The sequence below is a fragment of the Streptomyces sp. NBC_00887 genome (assembly GCF_045207585.1).
Genome location: NZ_CP108788.1, coordinates 8363849 through 8378103, shown reverse-complemented (window position 1 = coordinate 8378103; position 14255 = coordinate 8363849). Strand labels below are relative to the sequence as shown.

11 protein-coding genes are annotated in these 14255 nt (G+C 71.4%); 3 read left to right on the top strand and 8 right to left on the bottom strand.

Annotation, left to right across the window (positions count from 1 at the left end; translation table 11 throughout):
• Positions 1-12: 12 nt before the first annotated feature.
• Positions 13-1164 carry an acyl-CoA dehydrogenase family protein gene (locus tag OG844_RS38185; RefSeq protein ID WP_406388965.1) on the bottom strand — a complete coding sequence of 384 codons (1152 nt, stop codon included), beginning with the start codon at positions 1162-1164 and terminating at the stop codon, positions 13-15.
• Positions 1165-1228: 64 nt separating this feature from the next.
• Between OG844_RS38185 and OG844_RS38180 the strand changes: the two genes are divergently transcribed.
• Both OG844_RS38180 and OG844_RS38175 read left to right on the top strand, forming a co-directional pair.
• A complete protein-coding gene (locus OG844_RS38180; RefSeq protein WP_406388967.1) occupies positions 1229-1903 on the top strand; it encodes a TetR/AcrR family transcriptional regulator in 675 nt (224 codons plus the stop codon).
• Between the two features lie 15 nt (positions 1904-1918).
• Positions 1919-2641: an ArsR/SmtB family transcription factor gene (locus OG844_RS38175; protein WP_406388969.1), complete on the top strand. Its 723-nt coding sequence runs from the start codon at positions 1919-1921 to the stop codon at positions 2639-2641.
• Positions 2642-2729: 88 nt separating this feature from the next.
• On the opposite strand, the gene OG844_RS38170 is transcribed toward OG844_RS38175, so the two are convergent.
• The 7 genes from OG844_RS38170 to OG844_RS38140 all read right to left on the bottom strand — a co-directional run bounded on the left by OG844_RS38170 (position 2730) and on the right by OG844_RS38140 (position 12678).
• Positions 2730-3809 carry a Zn-dependent alcohol dehydrogenase gene (locus OG844_RS38170; RefSeq protein WP_406388971.1) on the bottom strand — a complete coding sequence of 360 codons (1080 nt, stop codon included), beginning with the start codon at positions 3807-3809 and terminating at the stop codon, positions 2730-2732.
• Between the two features lie 90 nt (positions 3810-3899).
• Complete coding sequence (locus OG844_RS38165; protein WP_406388973.1) at positions 3900-5294, bottom strand: aldehyde dehydrogenase family protein; 1395 nt, start codon at positions 5292-5294, stop codon at positions 3900-3902.
• Between the two features lie 146 nt (positions 5295-5440).
• Complete coding sequence (locus tag OG844_RS38160; protein ID WP_406388975.1) at positions 5441-6778, bottom strand: ABC transporter ATP-binding protein; 1338 nt, start codon at positions 6776-6778, stop codon at positions 5441-5443.
• Positions 6779-6918: 140 nt separating this feature from the next.
• Positions 6919-8187 carry an MFS transporter gene (locus tag OG844_RS38155; RefSeq protein ID WP_406388977.1) on the bottom strand — a complete coding sequence of 423 codons (1269 nt, stop codon included), beginning with the start codon at positions 8185-8187 and terminating at the stop codon, positions 6919-6921.
• A complete protein-coding gene (locus OG844_RS38150) occupies positions 8187-9590 on the bottom strand; it encodes a CitMHS family transporter (protein ID WP_406388979.1) in 1404 nt (467 codons plus the stop codon). Before OG844_RS38150 ends, OG844_RS38155 begins: the two co-directional genes overlap by 1 nt.
• 121 nt (positions 9591-9711) lie before the next feature.
• Entirely contained in the window at positions 9712-11892 is a 2181-nt protein-coding gene (locus OG844_RS38145) for a molybdopterin oxidoreductase family protein (protein WP_406388981.1), read from the bottom strand.
• A gap of 138 nt (positions 11893-12030) precedes the next feature.
• Positions 12031-12678 (bottom strand): TetR/AcrR family transcriptional regulator, encoded by a 648-nt coding sequence (locus OG844_RS38140; protein ID WP_406388982.1) that lies wholly within the window; start codon positions 12676-12678, stop codon positions 12031-12033.
• Positions 12679-12893: 215 nt separating this feature from the next.
• On the opposite strand from OG844_RS38140, the gene hmgA reads away from it, so the two are divergent.
• On the top strand, positions 12894-14213 hold the full coding sequence (gene hmgA / locus OG844_RS38135) for a homogentisate 1,2-dioxygenase (protein WP_406388984.1): 1320 nt from the start codon (positions 12894-12896) through the stop codon (positions 14211-14213).
• The last annotated feature ends 42 nt before the right edge of the window (positions 14214-14255 follow it).

Sequence of the window (14255 nt, the reverse complement as noted above, 5' to 3'; positions counted from 1 at the left end):
TCAGTCCGGCACTCAGAAGGCGGAGACCCCCGTCAGCGCGCGGCCGATGATCAGCTTCTGGATCTGGCTGGTGCCCTCGTAGAGGGTCATCACGCGGGCGTCCCTGACCAGCTTGCCGACCGGGTACTCGTCGATGTACCCGTAGCCGCCGAACACCTGGAGGGCGTTGTTGGCTGCGCGGACGGCCGCCTCGGAGGCGAAGAGCTTCGCCGTGGACGCGGCCGTGGCGAAGTCCTGGCCGCGGTCGACGAGGTCGGCCACGCGCCAGGTCAGCATGCGCGCCGCGTCGACGTCCACGGAGATGTCGCTGATCAGCTCCTGGACGAGCTGGTAGCTCGCGATGGACTTGCCGAACTGCTCGCGCTCGCCCGCGTACCGTACGGCGGCGTCGAGGGCGGCCTGCGCGATGCCGACACAGCCGGCCGCGACCGACATCCGGCCCTTCGCGAGGGCGGACATGGCGATGGAGAAGCCCTTGCCCTCCGGCCCCAGGAGCGTGTCGGCGGGAACGCGGACGTCCTCCAGCACGATCTCGGCCGTCGCCTGGCCGCGCAGGCCGAGTTTGCCGTGGACGGTGCGCCGGGTCAGGCCGGGGCTGTCGGCCGGCACCAGGAAGGCGGAGACGCCCCGGTGGCCGGGGGCGTCCCCGGTACGGGCGAAGAGCAGCACCACATCGGCCCAGGTGCCGTTGGTGATGAACATCTTGGAGCCGTTGACGACGTAGTCGCCCCCGTCGCGCACGGCCTTCGTCGTGAGGTTCCCCGCGTCGGATCCGGTGCCCGGCTCGGTGAGGCCGAAGCATCCGACGGCCTCGCCGGCGGTGAGCCTCGGCAGCCACTGCCGCTTCTGCTCCTCGCTGCCCCAGGAGGCGATGGTCTTGGCCACCAGGCCGAGCGAGACGGACACGATGCCGCGCACGGACGAGTCGCCGCGCCCGAGCTCCTCGGTCACCAGGCAGTACGCGAGGTGGTCACCGCCCGAGCCGCCGTACTCCTCGGGAACGGTCAGTCCGAGGAAGCCGAGGGAGCCCAGCTTCTTCACGATCGACTTGTCGACGCTCTCGGCACGGTCCCACTCGACGACATGCGGGGTGATCTCCCGTGCGACGAAGTTCTCGGCGAGCTCCCGGACGGCTGCCTGCTCCTCGCTCAGCTCCAGGTTCATCCTGCGACACCCCACTTTTAATTAGCACTGCTAGTTTTATGTTTGCAGGCCTACTATGTGCCGCATGGCCCGACCGCGCAAGCCCCTCCTGAGTAGAGACCGCATCGTCGAGGCGGCGAGCGCGCTCGTGGACGCCGAGGGACTCGACGCCGTCTCGACCCGTCGGCTCGCGGCGGAGCTGGGGGTCAGCGGGCCCTCGCTCTACAACCACTTCCGCAACAAGGACGAGATCCTCGACGCGGTGGCCGACGCCGTGTCCGCGAAGGTCGACCTGTCGATGTTCGAGGAGGCCGACCCCCGCGACTGGCCGGCCGCCCTGCACGACTGGGCCGTCTCCTACCGTGCGGCACTCGCCGCGCACCCGCACATCGTCCCCGTGCTGGCCCAGGGCCCCGGGCGCAGACCGGCCGGCCTGCGGGTCGCCGACGCCGTCTTCGGCGCGATGGTCCGGGCCGGCTGGCCCCCCGCCCAGGCGACCTACATCGGCGCGCTGATGCGCTACTTCATCACCGGCTCGGCGCTCGGCTCCTTCGCCCGCGGATTCGTCGACGACGAAACGGCGTACGACCCCGCCGACTACCCCCACCTCGGTCAGGCCCACCTGCTGGCCGACCGTCGCCAGCAGGTCGACGAGGGAGCCTTCGAGACAGGCCTGCGGGCCCTGCTGGACGGGCTCGCGCTGCAGTACGAGCAGACCGCGCCGAGCGGCACTCTTCGGCACTCGCCGAACGGTCGCTGACGCATCCTGGACCGTATGGCTCGCAAGACCCCGCACGGTCCGGCCGCGTCCCACCTCGCCGCCCTGGCCTCGCTGCTCGCCGACGAGACCCGCGCCGCCTTCTGTCTCGTCCTGCTCGACGGCCGCGCCTGGACGGCGGGCGAGCCGACCCGGCATGCCGCAGTGGCCCCTTCGACGGCGAGCGAGCACCTGGGGAAGCTGGTCGCGGGCGGTCTGCTGACGCAGGAGCGCCAAGGCCGCCACCGCTACGTGCGGCTCGCCGGCAGCCGCAACGCTCGCCTCGTCGAGGAGCTGGCCGCCCACTCCCTTCCCGAGCGTGACGAGGAGCGTCCACGCACCCTGCGCGCGGCAGGCATCAGCAGCGCCCTGGCCAGGGGACGCACCTGCTACGACCATCTCGCGGGGCGGCTCGGCATCACGGTCACGGACGCGATGACCGCACGGGGGCCGCTGCGCCAGGACACCGGGTTCGCCCTCACCGACGACGGACTCGACTGGTTCGCGGCGCCGGGAATCGTCCTGGAACCCGACGGACGACGGCCGCTCGTACGGGGGTGCCTGGACTGGACGGAGCGCCGCCCGCACCTCGCGGGGGCCGCCGGGGCCGTGCTGTGCGGTCACGCAACGGAGGCGGGATGGTGCGTTCGCATCGGGTCCGGCCGCGCGGTGAAGGCGACGCCGGCCGGGGAGCGCGCCCTGTCGGAACTGCTCGGAATCGAAGCGGAAACCATTCGGTAGGTTGCCGAAGCGTCCCCGGGCTCAATGGCAGGCCCCGGGCGGAGCCGGTGGCCCCGGTTCCCTGACCCGGGCCACCGGCCGGGAGCTCCTAGAAGACGACGAGCGCGCGGCCGCCCTTGCCCGCGATCATGTTCTCGAAGGCCGCCGGAATGCCGTCCAGCGCGATCCGCTCCGTCACCAGCATGGAGAGGTCGAACCGTCCGGCGCGGATGTGTTCGGCGAGCACCGGAAGGTCTCGGGCCGGGTCACTGTTCCCGTACACACAGCCCGTGAGCGAGCGGCCCCAGTGGAAGATCTCCAGGGCGTTGAAGGACACCACCTGGTCCTTGCCGCCGATACCGACGACCGTGGTGCGGCCGCCGCGGCGGGTGGACTCCCAGGCCCCGCGGATCGTGGCGGGCCGCCCCACGCACTCCACGGCTACGTCCGCGCCCTGGCCGCCGGTGAGCTTGCGGATCTCGCGCGGGGTGGTGTCGGAGGCGATGACGTAGTCGGTGGCACCCGCCTTGCGGGCGAGCTCCTCCTTCTGCGGTGAGACATCGACCGCGATGATCTTCGATGCCCCGGCGATCCGCGCGGCCTGCAGGACGGCGAGGCCGACCCCGCCGACCCCGAAGACGACGACGCTCTCGCCCTCACGGACCCGGGCGGAGTGGTGCACCGCGCCGTATCCGGTCAGGACCGCGCAGCCGAGCAGCGCGGCGTCGGTGAGCGGGATGCCGGCCGGGGCGGGCAGCACGCAGTTCGCGGCGACGACGGTCTCCTGCGCGAACGCCGCGACGTTCAGCCCCGGGTGGAGCTCCGTGCCGTCGGCCGTGCGGGCGTGGACGTTGGCCGCGCCCTTCAGCGCGTCGGCGCAGAGCCAGACCTCACCGATGCCGCAGTGGAAGCAGTTCCCGCAGGACGGCGCCCAGTTGAGGACGACCGCGTCACCGGGGGCGATGTCGGTCACCCCTTCACCGACGGACAGGACGGTACCGGCGCCCTCGTGGCCGAGGACGGCGGGGACGGGCAGCCGCATGGTGCCGTTCGTCAGGGACAGGTCCGAGTGGCAGACGCCTGCGGCGGCGAGCGAGATGTTCACCTGGCCGGGGCCGGGCTCGGGGAGTTCGATGTCGGTGATCTCCAGGGGAGCTCCGACGGCGGGCAGTACAGCGGCGCGGACCACGAACAGACTCCTTGACGGTCGGTGGGGCGGTGCGTGTCCTGGAAGCAGTCCCGCCCGCGGGCGGTGCAGGCGGGACGTGCAGGACACGCCCTAGAACTGGAGGGACTTGGTCTGCAGGTACTCGGCGAGGCCGTGCGGGCCGAGCTCGCGCCCCACTCCGGACTGCTTGTAACCGCCGAACGGCGCCAGCGGGTTGAAGCGGCCGCCGTTGATGTCCACCTGCCCGGTGTCCATGCGGCGGGCGAAGGCGACGGCCTCGGCGTCGTCGGCGGCCCAGACCGCCCCGGCCAGCCCGTACACGGTGTCGTTGGCGATCCGCAGGGCGTCGTCCACGTCCTCGTACCGCAGGATCGAGAGCACCGGGCCGAAGATCTCCTCGCGCGCGATGGTCATACCGGGGGTGACGTCGGCGAACACGGTGGGGCTGACGTAGTACCCCCGCTCCTTGGGCGCCTCGGGTCCTCCTGCGACGAGGCGGGCGCCTTCCTCGATGCCCTTCTCGATGTATCCGCGCACCCGGGCCTGCTGCTTGGCGTTGACGACGGGGCCGACCCGCTCCCCGGGTACGTACTTCGCCACGGCCGCCACGGCGAGAGCCACGGCCTCCTCGTACCGCTCGCCGTCGACCAGCATCCGGGTCCACGCGCTGCACGTCTGGCCCGAGTTGGACATCACGTTGGCGACGCCGACGTTGACCGCCTTGGCGAGATCGGCGCCGGGGAGGATGACGTTGGCGGACTTGCCGCCGAGTTCCAGGGCGACGCGCTTGACCGCCGCTCCCGCCGTGGCGCCGATCCGCCTGCCGACGGCCGTGGACCCGGTGAAGGAGACGAGGTCGACGTCCGCGTGCTCGGCGAGTGCCTGTCCTGCGACCGGGCCGAGACCGGTGACCAGGTTGAAGACGCCTGCGGGCAGTCCCGCCTCCTGGGTGACCTCGGCGAAGAGCTGGGCGGTGAGCGGGGTGTCCTCGGCCGGCTTGAGCACGACGGTGCAGCCGGCCGCGAGCGCGGGGGCCACCTTGGCGACGATCTGGTGGAGCGGGTAGTTCCAGGGGGTGATCGCCCCGACCACGCCGACGGGCTCCAGCAGGACGGTGGAGTTGCCCAGCTTATCCTCGAAGGAGTAGGAGGCGGCCAGTTCGGCGTACGAGCCGGCGACCAGCACCGGTACGCCCGCGTGCACCATCTGGGACAGCGGCAGCGGCGAGCCCAGTTCCGCGGTGACGGTCTCGGCGATCTCGTCCTTGCGGGCGGCCAGCGCGTCGCGCAGGGCGGCGATCCGTGCGGCGCGCTCGGCGGGCGGGGTGGCCGCCCAGCCGGGGAACGCGGCGCGTGCGGCGCGTACCGCGGCGTCGACGTCCTCGGCGGTGCCCGCCGGGACGTGACCGATGACCTGCTCGTCCGCCGGATTCACGACCGCGATCGTGTCCCGGCCCGCGGCGGGCCGCCACTCCCCGCCGATGTACATCCCGTCATGCGCCTTCATGGCTGTTCCTCCCGGGCTTGCTGTGCCTGCCGCCGTAGCCGTGCGTCGTACGGACGGATGCCGTCCCGGCCCCAAACTAGCGCTGTTAGTTTTTCGGCGCCAGGGAACGGCTGGAGACACAGGTCACGCACGGCCGCGGCCGGCAGTCACACGTCGAGCCCCGGAATGACCTTGGGCAGGGGGCAGATCCGGCGCCCCGAGTGGTCGAAGACGTACAGATGCGCCAGGTCGACGAGGAGCGGAACCTGCCCGCCGGCCCGCAGCCGCATGTCGGGGCCGGTGCGCACCACGAGGTCGCTCGCCGTGACGGCCGGCCGGTCGGGGCTGCGCACGGCGTACGGTTCCGCGTCCGGCTCGTCGAGTACGGCGACGGATCCCGTGGCGCGCTGCTTCAGGCGTTCCAGTACTCCGATCCCGCCACCGGGTGCGCGACGGCGGCGTTGCGGCGCCTGCCGGCTGGCCGACTCCAGGTCGGGCACGACCGCGGGCTGTGAACCCGTGTTGAGGTGGACGAGCGCCTCGTGCCCCTGGTACTCGACGTGCTCGACGATGCCGCTGAGCGCGACCTCGCCGCGGCGGGCATGGCTGGGCGGGGCGATCCGGACGGCCTCGGAGCGCAGGCCGACGATGATCCGGCGTCCCTGCTGGATGCGGAGCAGCTGGTGGTCGGGGCTGAGCGGTTCGGCCAGCGGCAGGCGCTGGCGCCCGAGGTCGATGGACATGCGCCCATCGAGCGGGGCGTGCACGACGGCCTGGAGCAGATTGATCCTGGGGGTGCCGATGAACGCGGCGACGAACACGTTCTCGGGTGTCGCGTAGACCTCACGCGGCGTGCTGACCTGCTGGAGCACCCCGCCGCGCATCACCGCAACCCGGTCGCCGAGCGACATCGCCTCGGCCTGGTCGTGCGTGACGTACACGGTGGTGACGCCCAGCTCCCGGGTGAGCTGGGAGATCTCGGCCCGCAGGTGGTTGCGTAGCTTCGCGTCCAGGTTGGACAGGGGCTCGTCCATCAGGAAGGCGGAGGGATGGCGCGAGATGGCCCGGCCCATCGCGACCCGCTGACGTTCGCCGCCGGAGAGCTGGCCCGGATAGCGGTCGAGCACGCTTTCGATGCCGAGCATCCTGGCCGTGGCCTCGACGCGCTCGCTGTTGTCCCTGCGCGGGTTCTCCAGCTTCAGCGGGAAGCCGATGTTGGCGCGATTGGTCATGTTCGGGTAGAGCGCGAAGTTCTGGAAGACCATCGCCATGCCGCGTTCGCGCGGCGACACGTGGTTCGCGGGCTCGCCGTCGAGCAGCAGCTCCCCCTCGGAGATCTCCTCCAGGCCCGCGATCATGCGGAGCACGGTCGACTTGCCGCAGCCGGAGGGCCCCAGCAGCACGACGAACTCGCCCGGGTCGACGGACAGCGAGAAGTTGTCGACGGCACGCGGAGCCCGTCCGTACGTCTTACTGACGCTGTGCAAGGAGATGGCACGAGTCATGGTTCCGCCCGGGGAGGTGGGTGGGCTGCACGTGGGGAGCGGCTGCGTGGCCGAAGTTAGCCCACCGGGCGGGGTGTGGGAATGACTCGTGCGCAGGTTAAGCAGTTAAGTCGGCGAAGTTGCGGAGCAGGCCGGATGTGTCAGGTGGGGTTCCGGTTTGCGCAGGGGTGTCCGGTCACTGGGACGGGTGGGACAGGTGAGGTGGAAGGGACGGGAGGTACGTCTGACGCCTGCGTCCGGCCGCCGCGCAGACCGAGCCCCGCGGCCCCGACGAGCAGCACGCCCAGCATCACGAACGGTGCGGCGCTGCCCGCGACTCCCGCGGTGAGGCCCGCCGTCGCGGGGGCGGCCACCTGGCCGAGGCGGTTCCCGGTCAGCCGGAGGGCCAGCGCGGTGGAGCGCGCCTTCGCAGGCGCGGCGCGGACGACGGTGGTCATCGACAGGGGCTGGCCCACTCCCAGGCAGAAGCCGAGCAGGGCGAGCATCACGGCGAGCACCGGAACGGGCACGGGCAGCGCGATGCCCGCGCAGATCAGGCCCCCGAGCAGGCAGGTCGTGGTGAGCAGCGCGTTCCGGCCGAGGATCCGCAGCATCGGTGTCATCGCCAGCCGACAGGCGATGGTCGCGGCGGCCCGGAGACTCAGCAGCAGTCCGACCGTGGCGGGTGCGATGCCGCGTTGTTCGCCGACGACCGGCAGGTAGGCGGTGAGGATGTCGGTGGCGGAGAGCACGGCAAGGCTGATGAAGATGCCGGCCGGGACGCCACGGGTGCGCAGGATCCGGCCGACCGGCACCTTCTGTGCCGCCTCCGAGGGGGAGTCGACGGCCGTCCGGTGCTCGATGCGCCACAGCGCGGTGAAGGACAGGACCGCGACGGCTGCGGAGACGAGGAGGGCGAGGGCGCTGGTACGGGCCAGGGCGCCGTCCCGCTCCGAGATGAGGTAGCCGGCGACGATCGGGCCGATGAGCTGGCCGAGGGAGGCGCCGATCGTGAAGTGGCCGAAGTTGCGGTCCTGTTCGGCGGGCGCCGACTGCCGTGCGACGAGTGACTGCGCGCCGATCACGAAGCAGAGGTGTCCGAGGCCCATGAGTCCGCTCCAGGCCGCCAGGGCCGGGAGGGAGCCGGCCGTGCCGCTGAGTGCGCAACCCCCGCCGATCAGTACGACCCCGAGCGGCAGCAGGGGGCCGCAGCGGCCGTGGTCGGTCCTGCGGCCCAGCGGTACGGCGGCGAAGAGCGGCAGGAGCGCGTACACACCGGCGATGACGCCGATCGCGCTCTCGTCCGCGCCGAGCGAGAGGGCCCGGTAGGAGACGGCGGGCCGCGCCATCGACACCGCTCCCTGGGCGAAGGCGAAGGCGATGACGAGGCGCAGCAGCCAGCCCCTGCCGGGCCGTGGTTCCGCAGGCATCAGATGATGCCGAAGAGGATTCCGGCGCCGAGGACCACCAGCGAGGTGAGCACGGCCCACTTGACGGTGAACCTGGTGTGGTCGCCGAACTCGACCTTCGCCATGCCGACCAGGACGTAGACCGCGGGCACGAGCGGGGACGACATGTGCAGGGGCTGGCCCACCAGGGAGGCCCGGGCGATCTCCAGCGAGGAGACGCCGTGGGCGGCACCGGCCTCGGCGAGCACGGGCAGGACGCCGAAGTAGAAGCCGTCGTTGGACATGAAGTAGGTGAGAGGGAGGCTCAGTACGCCGGTGACGACGGCCATGTGCGGGCCCATCGCCTCGGGGATGGCCCCGACCAGCCAGTCGGCCATGTGATCGACCATGCCGGTGCCGGTGAGCACCCCGGTGAAGACGGCGGCCGCGAAGACCATGCCGGAGACGTTGAGCACGTTGTCGGCGTGGGCGGCGATGCGGGCCCGCTGGTCGGGCATGTGGGGGAAGTTGACCGTGAGGGCGAGGGCCGCGCCGAGGAGGAAGAGCACCGGGATCGGCATCATTTCCAGGATCATCGACGCCAGCAGGGCGACGGTGAGGCCAGCGTTGAACCAGTAGAGCCTGGGGCGCAGGGTCGGCCTGTCGGGGTCGAGCCCCTTGAGGTCCTGGTCGCTGTCACCGGCCGCGTGGTCCTCGGCGCCGTCACCGCCGCCCGCGGAGGGCGTGCCCTTCACCGGCCGGTCGTCGCTGCCGCCCGCGCCGACGAGAACGGTCTCGGGTTCCCGCACGAGCACCTCGTCGAGAGTGAGTGTGCCGAGGCGCTTGCGCTCTCGACGGCCCAGGACGCACGCCAGGAGGATGACGGCGAGCAGTCCGACGGCGAGGGCCGGGATCATCGGGACGAAGATGTCGGCCGCGTCCAGCTTGAGCGCGGTGGCCGCGCGGGCGGTGGGACCGCCCCAGGGCAGGGTGTTCATGACACCGTTCGCCGTGGCGGCGACACCGGTCATCACGACCAGGCTCATCTTCAGCCGCTTGTAGAGCGGGTACATGGCCGAGACGGTGATCATGAAGGTGGTGGAGCCGTCGCCGTCCAGCGAGACGATCGCGGCGAGCACCGCCGTGCCGATGACGATCCGCATCGGGTCGGCCTTGCAGAAGCGCAGGATGCCCCGGACGACGGGATCGAAGAGACCGACGTCGATCATCACGCCGAAGTAGACGATGGCGAACATCAGCATCGCCGCGGTCGGCGCGAGGGTGCCGACGCCTTCGATGACGAAGTCGCCGAGCTTCGCGCCCTGCCCGACGGCTACGCAGAAGAGTGCGGGGATCAGGACCAGCGCCGCGATCGGCGACATCTTCTTCATCATGATCAGGACCAGGAAGGTCGCGATCATGGCAAATCCGAGGATTGTCAGCATGGGGGTTACCTAACGTTCACCTTTGAACTCTCACCGGTCTCGGCGGTTCGGATGACGTTAGGTGTCCCGTCGGGCTGTTAACAAGACGTTGACGTGTGAGCAATACGAGCAAAACCCCAGGTCAGAGCGTTGGCGTTACGGAGACCGGGACGGCGTTGAGCACAGCGGTGCCGGACAGCGGGTCCAGGAGGGTGCCGTCGAGCAGCTGGTTCACGTTGACTCCCGGCCCGGTCTCGGCGACGGACATGCGCGTGCCCGGACGGCTGTGCCCCCAGCCGTGCGGAAGGCTCACGACTCCGGTCCGTACCGCGTCGGTGACCTCGGCGGGCGCCTCGACCTCGCCGCCCGCCGCGGTGATGCGTGCCGTGGCACCGTCGGCGAGCCCGATGCGGGCGGCGTCGTCGGGGTGGATCTGCAGGGTGCAGACGTTCGAGCCGCCGCGGAGGGAGGAGACGTTGTGCATCCAGCTGTTGTTGGAGCGCAGATGGCGGCGGCCGACGAGGACGAGGCCCGTGGGCCGTTCGTCCAGCGCCTCCCGCAGCCGTGGCAGGTCGGCGGCGATGGGGGCCGGCAACAGCTCGATGCGGCCGCTGCGGGTCCTGAGCAACTGCGGGACGCGGGGCTTCAGCGGACCGAGGTCGATGCCGTGCGGGTGCGCGAGGAGCCCTTCCAGCGTGAGGTCGTACGGGCCGAGGCGCAGCATCAGGTCGAGGCGACGCTCCGCGCCGGTACGGCCCGTGAGCTCGGCGGCGAACTCCTCCGGGAGGCCGGCCCGGGTGAGGGCGGCGGCGATGGCCATGTCGTCGACCGTCTCGGGCGGTGCGCCGTGCATACCGCCGACGGCGAGGACGAGCCGGGCGAGGATCTCGCTCTCGGCCATGCGGTCGTCCTCCAGCGGGACGGCCGCGCGGGTGTAGCGGACCTGGTTGTGCACGGCGAGGGAGTTGAGGGCGAAGTCGAAGTGGGCGCTCTGCGAGGGCGGTGGCGGCGGCAGCACGACGTCCGCGTGGCGTGAGGTCTCGTTGAGGTACGGGTCGACGCTGACCATGAAGTCGAGGCCCTCGGCGAGCGCCCGGTCGAGCCGGTCACCGTCGGGCGCGGAGAGCACCGGGTTGCCCGCGACGACGATGAGTGCACGGATCCGCCCCTCCCCCGGGGTCTCGATCTCCTCGGCGAGCGCGACGACGGGGAGTTCACCCTTGGCCTCGGGGTGCCCGGAGACACGGCTCGCCCAGCGGCCGAGCGCGAAGCCCTTGCCGGGGGCGGCGGCACGGGGTGCGCGGGCGGTGGCGGAGAGCGGGAAGAGTGCGCCGCCCGGGCGGTCGAGATTCCCCGTGAGGATGTTGAGCACGTCGACCAGCCAGCTCGCCAGGGTGCCGTGTTCGACGGTGCAGCTGCCGATGCGCCCGTAGACGGCCGCGGCGGGGGCGGCTGCCAGTTCGCGGGCGATCGCACGAATGGTGCCGGCGTCGATGTCGCAGGCGGCTGCCACCGCTTCGGGCGTGAAGTCCTCGATGGCCTCCGCGAGTTCGTCGTAGCCGTCGAGATGCTCGGCCAGCGCGCCGGGGTCCGCGAGCTTCTCCTCGAGCAGGACCTGAGTGAGCGCGGCGAGCAGCAGGGCGTCGGCCCCGGGGCGGATCGCGACGTGCCGGTCCGCGAGGCGGGCGGTGCGGGTGCGGCGCGGGTCGATGACGGTGAGGGTGCCGCCGCGTTTGCGCAGCGCCTTGAGCTTGCCCGGGAAGTCGGGGGCGGTGCACAGGCTCCCGTTGGACTCGAGCGGATTGGCGCCGATCAGCAGCAGATGCGCGGTGCGGTCCAGGTCGGGTACGGCGATGGCGTTGGCATCGCCGAAGAGCAGGCCGCTGGAGACGTGCTTGGGCATCTGGTCGAGGGTGCTCGCGGTGAAGACGTTGCGGGTGCCGAGCGTGGAGAGCAGCAGTTGCGGATAGAGCCCGCCGGCCATCGTGTGCACGTTGGGGTTGCCGAGGACGACACCGACCGACTGCTTGCCGTGCTCCTCGGTCAGGGCCGGGATCCTCGCGGCGATCATGTCGAAGGCCTCGCTCCAGGTCGCCTCCCGCAGGACGCCGTCCGTGCGCACGAGTGGGGTGCGCAGCCGGTCGGGGTCGGCGTCCAGACCTCCGAAGGACGCGCCCTTGGGGCAGATGAAGCCCTGACTCAGGACGTCGTCACGGTCGCCGCGGGCGCCGGTGACCGTCGTTCCCTCGATGGTGAGGGTGAGTCCGCAGGTGGCTTCGCAGAGCGGGCAGATACGCAGAGCGGTGCGGGAATCGTGGGACATGGGCCCTCCCCGGGGCGGCGACAGCGGTGGCGCACGGGCATGCGCCGTCGGGCCGCGGACCGCACATCGGGTGCGAGCTCCCGGCCGGATCGAGCATACCGACCGGTACGGATGCTGGCGAGGTGTTGGCGCCACCTGTCATTCGAGGACCCGCGCGAGATAGGCCTGGATCAGCACGCGGGTCTCCTTTATCAGGGCCGGGTCGCCCGACGGATCGGCGTGGAAGGCGAGTTGGAGCACCGCGTCGGCGGCCTCGACGCAGACCAGTACCGTCCGTAGCAGATCGGTGTCGGGGTCGCGGCCGAGGTGGCCGGAGAGCAGGGTGGCCAGCCGGCCCGCGACCCTGCGGTTCGATTCGCCGAGCGGGTCGCCGGCCGGCGCGGGGGGGCCGAAGTCGACGAGGGCGAAGCCGGGGACCGAGCGCTTCATCGCCAGGTACTCGTCGAGTACGGCGTCGATGGCGCTCCGCCAGTCCTCGGTGGGGATGTCCGCGAGGCGCGCCACGATGCGCTCGGCGTAGAGGTCCAGATTGCGCTCGGCCAGTGCGTCGACCAGCCCCCGCTTGTTGGAGAAGAACCGGTAGACGGATCCGATGGGCACACCGGCACGGTCGGCCACCGCCCGGGTGGAGAGCTGTTCGTAGCCGGTCTCGTCGAGGAGCCCGGCGCAGGCGTCGAGGATCCGGGCGAGGCGGTCGGCACTGCGCTGCTGCACGGGGACGCGCCGGAGGTTCGTGTTCGCATGGGGCACGGCTCCATGATGCCGTGGGTCCGGCCGGGTGTTCATCCACCGTGCGTGCCCCCGGGGACCCGCCGAGCCGGTCCCGCCCGGCCGCAGCACCCTGGCCGCACCCGGTCCCACCGCGTCGCCGCGTCGGCCGTCACGGACACGGCACAGCGGTCCCCGTATGCCGTTGACGGGCGGCGTTTCGATTCCTACGGTTGTCCATAGGATTCTTCGTCAGGGGATCCATGGGATTCCTCTTCCAACGGGAGCGCATGATGAGTGGCACCGAACAGGCCAGGAAGACGGCGGAGACTCTCACGTACAGCGCCGGTTTCGGCAACGAGCACGGCTCGGAGGCCGTCCCGGGAGCGCTTCCGCACGGCCGGAACTCACCGCAGCGCGCACCCCTCGGGCTGTACGCGGAGCAGCTGAGCGGCTCGGCCTTCACCGAACCCCGCGCACACAACCGCCGCTCCTGGCTCTACCGGATCCGCCCCTCGGCGGCCCATCCCCCGTTCGTCCGCGTCGACAACGGCGCCGTGCGCACCGCTCCCTTCGCCGAAGCGGTTCCCGACCCCAACCGGCTGCGCTGGGACCCGCTCCCCGAGCCGGCGCCGGGTACGGACTTCCTGGCCGGCCTGTGGACGCTGGGCGGCAACGGCGACGCGACGCAGCGCACCGGAATGGCCATTCACCTCTACAGTGCGAACTCCTCCATGACGGACAGGGTGTTCAGCGACTCCGACGGCGAGCTCCTGATCGTGCCCGAGCGCGGCGGCCTCATGGTCCGTACCGAACTGGGACTGCTGCGCGCCGAACCCGGCCAGGTGGTGCTCGTCCCGCGCGGCGTCCGCTTCCGCGTCGAGCTCCTGGACACCACCGCCCGCGGGTACGTCTGCGAGAACTACGGTCAGCCGTTCGTCCTCCCCGACCTGGGCCCGATCGGCGCCAACGGCCTGGCGGCCGCGCGGGACTTCCTCGCACCCGTCGCGGCGTTCGAGGACCGTGAGGGACCGGTCGAGGTCGTCAACAAGTTCTGCGGGAACCTCTGGTCGGCGACGTACGACCACTCCCCGCTCGACGTCGTCGCCTGGCACGGCAACCACACCCCGTACGTCTACGACCTGCGCCGCTTCAACGTCCTCGGCAGCATCAGCTTCGACCACCCGGATCCGTCGATCTTCACCGTGCTGACCTCGCCGTCCGACACCCCGGGGCTGGCCGGAGTCGACTTCGTCGTCTTCGCCCCGCGCTGGCTGGTCGGCGAGGACACCTTCCGTCCGCCGTACTTCCACCGCAACGTGATGAGCGAGTACATGGGACTCATCGAGGGCGCGTACGACGCGAAGGCCGGCGGTTTCGTGCCCGGCGGCGGCTCGCTCCACAACATGATGTCGGCGCACGGACCGGACCGTGAGACCTTCGACCGGGCGAGTGCCGCAGAGCTGAAGCCGCAGAAGATCGACGACGGGCTGGCGTTCATGTTCGAGACCCGCTGGCCGGTCACGGCGACCGCGCAGGCCGCTGCCGCGGACCATCTGCAGCACGGGTACGACGACGTGTGGCAGGGTCTGAGCCGCAACTTCCGGCCGTGAAACCCCGAAGCCGGCCACTGCCCAGAGAGTCCAGGTGAACCG

What these genes read in the sequence shown, in the direction of transcription:
- OG844_RS38185 (WP_406388965.1), bottom strand. Translation starts at nt 1,164, where the DNA reads ATGAACCTGGAGCTGAGCGAGGAGCAGGCAGCCGTCCGGGAGCTCGCC.
- OG844_RS38180 (WP_406388967.1), top strand. Translation starts at nt 1,229, where the DNA reads ATGGCCCGACCGCGCAAGCCCCTCCTGAGTAGAGACCGCATCGTCGAG.
- OG844_RS38175 (WP_406388969.1), top strand. Translation starts at nt 1,919, where the DNA reads ATGGCTCGCAAGACCCCGCACGGTCCGGCCGCGTCCCACCTCGCCGCC.
- OG844_RS38165 (WP_406388973.1), bottom strand. Translation starts at nt 5,294, where the DNA reads ATGAAGGCGCATGACGGGATGTACATCGGCGGGGAGTGGCGGCCCGCC.
- OG844_RS38160 (WP_406388975.1), bottom strand. Translation starts at nt 6,778, where the DNA reads ATGACTCGTGCCATCTCCTTGCACAGCGTCAGTAAGACGTACGGACGG.
- OG844_RS38155 (WP_406388977.1), bottom strand. Translation starts at nt 8,187, where the DNA reads ATGCCTGCGGAACCACGGCCCGGCAGGGGCTGGCTGCTGCGCCTCGTC.
- OG844_RS38150 (WP_406388979.1), bottom strand. Translation starts at nt 9,590, where the DNA reads ATGCTGACAATCCTCGGATTTGCCATGATCGCGACCTTCCTGGTCCTG.
- OG844_RS38145 (WP_406388981.1), bottom strand. Translation starts at nt 11,892, where the DNA reads ATGTCCCACGATTCCCGCACCGCTCTGCGTATCTGCCCGCTCTGCGAA.
- OG844_RS38140 (WP_406388982.1), bottom strand. Translation starts at nt 12,678, where the DNA reads ATGAACACCCGGCCGGACCCACGGCATCATGGAGCCGTGCCCCATGCG.
- hmgA (WP_406388984.1), top strand. Translation starts at nt 12,894, where the DNA reads ATGAGTGGCACCGAACAGGCCAGGAAGACGGCGGAGACTCTCACGTAC.